The sequence below is a fragment of the Curtobacterium sp. B8 genome (assembly GCF_000333315.1).
GTDB lineage: Bacteria > Actinomycetota > Actinomycetes > Actinomycetales > Microbacteriaceae > Curtobacterium > Curtobacterium luteum.
Genome location: NZ_BACW01000474.1, coordinates 1 through 4,601 on the forward strand (window position 1 = coordinate 1; position 4,601 = coordinate 4,601).

At 71.7% G+C, this 4,601-nt stretch carries 3 protein-coding genes and 1 tRNA gene; 2 read left to right on the plus strand and 2 right to left on the minus strand.

The annotated features are described in order from the left end of the window. On the minus strand, nt 1–977 hold a 977-nt coding region (locus I59_RS12095), incomplete at its 3' end, for an acetate/propionate family kinase (protein WP_022904085.1). Between the two features lie 80 nt (nt 978–1,057). After that, on the minus strand, nt 1,058–3,166 hold the full coding sequence (gene pta, locus I59_RS12100) for a phosphate acetyltransferase (RefSeq protein WP_022904086.1): 2,109 nt from the start codon (nt 3,164–3,166) through the stop codon (nt 1,058–1,060). 123 nt (nt 3,167–3,289) lie between these two features. Between pta and I59_RS12105 the strand changes: the two genes are divergently transcribed. After that, nucleotides 3,290–3,377 (plus strand) — tRNA-Ser (locus I59_RS12105). Nucleotides 3,378–3,724: 347 nt separating this feature from the next. Continuing rightward, nucleotides 3,725–4,369 carry a hypothetical protein gene (locus I59_RS12110; RefSeq protein WP_022904087.1) on the plus strand — a complete coding sequence of 215 codons (645 nt, stop codon included), beginning with the start codon at nt 3,725–3,727 and terminating at the stop codon, nt 4,367–4,369. Nucleotides 4,370–4,601: the final 232 nt, after the last annotated feature.

The following is a 4,601-nucleotide window of genomic DNA, read 5'->3' on the forward strand; positions in this document are numbered from 1 at the left end:
ATCGCGTCGAGGCCGCCGAGCTGTGCCGTGTAGCCGCCGACGTAGCGGCCGATCCGGTGCCCGTACACGGCGAGCGCCGCCTCGGCGACCTCGTCGCCCTTCGACGCGGCGTCCTGCACGTCGCGCATGTCGCCGTTGCCGGTGAGCCCGAGCAGTCCGGAGCGCTTGTTGAGGATGTCGTCGAGTTCGTCGAAGTCGAGCCCGGCCTCGCGGTGGAGGTGCACGAGGACGGCCGGGTCGAGGTCCCCGGAGCGGGTCCCCATGACGAGTCCTTCGAGCGGCGTGAGGCCCATCGACGTCTCGATCGACTTCCCACCGTCGATGGCCGCGGCCGAGGCACCGTTGCCGAGGTGCAGCACGATCGTCTTCAGCTCGGACAGCGGGCGTCCAAGGAAGGCCGCGGCCTGCTCGGACACGTACTTGTGGCTCGTGCCGTGCATGCCGTAGCGGCGGATCCCGTAGCGCTCGGCGAGGTCGGACGGGATCGCGTAGGTGTAGGCGTGCGGGGGCATCGTCTGGTGGAACGCGGTGTCGAACACGGCCACGTGCGGCACGTCCGAGAAGACCTGCTTCGCGGCGCGGATGCCCTCGAGGTTCGCCGGGTTGTGCAGCGGCGCGAGCGAGGACAGGTCCTCGATCTGCTGCTCGACGTCGGCGGTGACGACGGTCGCGGCGTCGAAGGTGGTGCCGCCGTGCACGACGCGGTGGCCGACGACCGCCGGCGGGTGCTCGTCGAACGCGGGGCCGACCTTGCCGAACGCGTCGAGCATCGCCTGGAACCCGGCGGCGTGGTCGGGCACGGACGCCGCGTCGTTCGACGAGGACTCCCCCGTGATCGCGTTCGTGTGCTTCCACGCTCCCGCGGACTCGCCGATGCGTTCGACGAGTCCCGAGGCGAGCGTGCGCTCGTCGTCGAGCTCGATGAGCTGGTACTTGAACGAACTCGATCCGGAGTTCACGACGAGGGCTGCGGTCACGGGATGGGTCCCTTTCGGTCGGACTGGAGGCACGGGGCGCGGTGGTCGTGTCGGCGCACGCCGACGGTGTGGTCGCCTGCTCAGGCGGACTCCGCCGCGGTGCCGGCCTGGATGGCCGTGATCGCGACGGTGTTGACGATGTCGCTGACGAGCGCGCCGCGGGACAGGTCGTTGATCGGCTTGCGGAGGCCCTGGAGCACCGGCCCGATCGCCACGGCACCGGCCGAGCGCTGCACGGCCTTGTACGTGTTGTTGCCGGTGTTGAGGTCGGGGAAGATGAACACGGTCGCCTTGCCCGCCACCGGGGAGTCGGGCATCTTCGCGCTCGCGACGGTCGGGTCGGCGGCGGCGTCGTACTGGATCGGCCCCTCGACGAGCAGGTCCGGTCGGCGCTCCCGCACGAACGCGGTGCCGGCGCGGACCTTGTCGACGTCGGCCCCGGAGCCGCTGTCGCCCGTCGAGTAGCTGAGCATCGCGACGCGCGGCTCGATGCCGAACTGGGTCGCGGTCTCCGCGGAGGAGATCGCGATGTCGGCCAGCTGCTCGCTCGTCGGGTCGGGGATGACCGCGCAGTCGCCGTAGACGAGGACGCGGTCGGCGAGTGCCATGAGGAAGACGCTCGAGACGATCGAGGTCTCCGGCCGCGTCTTGATGATCTCGAAGGACGGACGGATCGTGTGCGCCGTCGTGTGCTTCGCACCGGAGACCATGCCGTCGGCGAGTCCGAGCTGCACCATGAGCGTGCCGAAGTACGAGACGTCGGTCACGGTGTCGCGGGCGAGCTCGACGGACATGCCCTTGTGCGCCCGGAGCCGGGCGTACTCCTCGGCGAAGCGCTCGCGGAGCTCCGGGTCGAACGGGCTGAGCAGCTGCGCCTGTTCGAGGTCGAGGCCGAGCTCCGTCGCCCGGGCGCGGATGGTGGCCGGCTCGCCGAGGATCGTGATCCGGCAGACCTGCCGCGCCAGCAGCGTCGAGGCCGCACGGAGGATGCGGTCGTCGTCGCCCTCGGGCAGGACGATGTGCGTGCCGTACCCGCGCGCCCGGTCGAGCAGCCCGTGCTCGAACATGAGCGGGGTGACGACCCCGGACGGCGTGACCTGGAGCCGGTCGCGGAGCTCGTCGGCGTCGACGTGCTGCTCGAACAGGGCCAGCGCGAGGTCGGCCTTGCGCGGCGAGTCGGCAGCGAGCCGCCCGCGCGTCTGGGTGATGCGGAGCGCGGTGTCGTAGGTGCCGAGGGTGTTCTGCGCGATCGGCAGCGAGCTCGAGAGCCCCTCGAGCAGCCGGGTGATCTGCGGTGCCGTCTCGAACCCACCGTTGAGGATGACGCCCGCGAGGCTCGGGAAGGTCTCCGACTGGTTCGCGAGCAGCATCGCGATGAGAACGTCGCTGCGGTCGCCCGGGACCACGACGATGCCGCCCTCGATGAGTCGGGGCAGGACGTTCTCCATGCTCATGCCCGCGACGACGGTGCCGAGCGCCTCGCGGTCCAGCAGGGCCTCGTCGCCGCGGATCAGCGTCGCGTCGGTGGCCTCGAGCAGCGCCCGGACCGTCGGGGCGACGAGCACCGGGTCCTCCGGGATCGCCCACACCGGGACCCCCGCGTGGTCGTCGTGCACGGCGGCCCCGACGCTCGCCACGATGTCGTCCAACCGGTCGGGGTCGGCACGGTTGACCACGACGGCGAGGAGCTGCGCGTGTGCCGCGCGGAGCTCGCTCGTCGTGACGTCGGCGACCTGCGCCATCATCTCCGGCGTCCGTGCCCCGCGGTCGGCGGCGTCGCGGCCGCCGAGCACGAGCAGGACCGGGGCACCGAGGTTGGTGGCGACCTTCGCGTTGAACGAGAGCTCCGTGGGGCTGCCGACGTCGGTGTAGTCGGACCCGAGCACCACGACCGCATCGCACTGCTGCTCGACCTGGGCGAAGCGCCGGAGGATCGTCGCGAGTGCCGCTTCCGGGTCGGCGTGCACGTCGTCGTAGGTCACGCCGACGGCGTCGTCGTACGAGATCCCCACGGCGGTGTGCTGCAGGAGGAGTTCGAGCACCCAGTCGGGTTCGTCGACCGATCGCGCCACCGGTCGGAACACGCCGACCCGGCCGACCGTGCGGGCGAGCGTCTCGAGGACTCCGAGGGCGACGGTGCTCTTGCCCGTGTGGCCCTCCGCGGACGTGATGTAGATGCGGGTCGACACGGCACCAGGGTATCCGCCGGTCATGTCGGTCCAGCCGAGAGCGTCACCACCTGTGGACGCCGGTGGTCATCCACACCCTCGCGGACCTGTACCATGGGGTGTCGTCACCGTGAGGTGGCACCTGGAGGATTCGCCTAGTGGCCTATGGCGCACGCTTGGAAAGCGTGTTGGGTGCAAGCCCTCAGGGGTTCGAATCCCCTATCCTCCGCCAGCAGCACCCGCACGACGAAGGCGCGAGACCGATCCGGTCCCGCGCCTTCGTCGTGCCCGGCCCTCGTCCGCCGGAACCGGAACTCGAGCCGTCGCCAGAACCGGAGCCCGAGCCGTCGCGGGAGCCGGAGTTGCCCGGGTCCCCCACCTGGCCGACCCGGACGCCCCCCGTCAGCGATGGAGTGGCCGCGAAACGACGGAACGGGGTGGAACGGGCTGTCCCCGGTACCCGTCGGTCGCCTATGCTGACCTGACGGCGACCCCGGGACGGGTCGCCCCGGGACACGGGTGGCAGGGGCGTCGCTCGGCAGCGGTACTCGCTGTGCCCGCATCTCAGGAGGATCCGACGTGGGGGACATGACTGCGCAGGCGACCGTACGACCGCGCGCCCGGACCTACGACCTGGTCGTCCGCCCCCGGAGCGCCCTCGTCCGCTCGACCGCACTCAGCATCGTCTTCTCCGCCGTCCCGCTCGCCGTCGCCCTGGTCTGGGTGTCCTTCCCGTTCCGGCTCTGGGCGCTCATGGCGAGCATCGTCGTCCTGCTCGCCGTGGTCGTCGGCACCGCCGTGGTCCGACTCGGCACCGCGTACGTCGGCGTGGACGCCAGGGCGGTGGACGTGCACGGTGTGGTCACCGGCAACCGACGGATCCCGCGTGACGACATCGACCGCGTCCTGCTCGTCGAGACGTTCGGCGCATCGGTCGAGCGGACCGTCCGCGAGCTCGTCGCCTTCGCGTCCGACGGGTCGCACCTGTTCCGGATGCGCGCGGACGTGTGGGGTGATGCGGGCCTCGACCGCGTCGTCGACGAACTCGGGGTCACCGTGTCCGAGGCACCCCGCCCGATCTCGGCGCGCGAGTTCGCACGCCGCTTCCCGTCGAGCCGCGCCTGGTACGAGCGGTCCCGTGCTGTCCTCGTGGTCGGTGCAGTCGCCGTGCTCGTGGTCGGCGGCCTGTTGGTCGTCGAGGCAGCCGGCCTCCTCGCCGCGTAGCCGACCCGGACGACCCGCCGCTCAGCGTGCGGGGCGACCAGCCGCCCAGCGACCCGGACGACCCGCCGCGCAGCGGGCCCGACCAGCCAGCTCCGCGGACGCTCGGCGAACCCACCCCGCGCCGACCGCGCCCGGTCGTGCGGCCCCGGCGTCGACCGCACCCTGCCCTCAGCGGCGACGTCGGAGCGTCGAGAAGATGCCCTGCACGACCTCCTTGGCGATGGTCCGACCG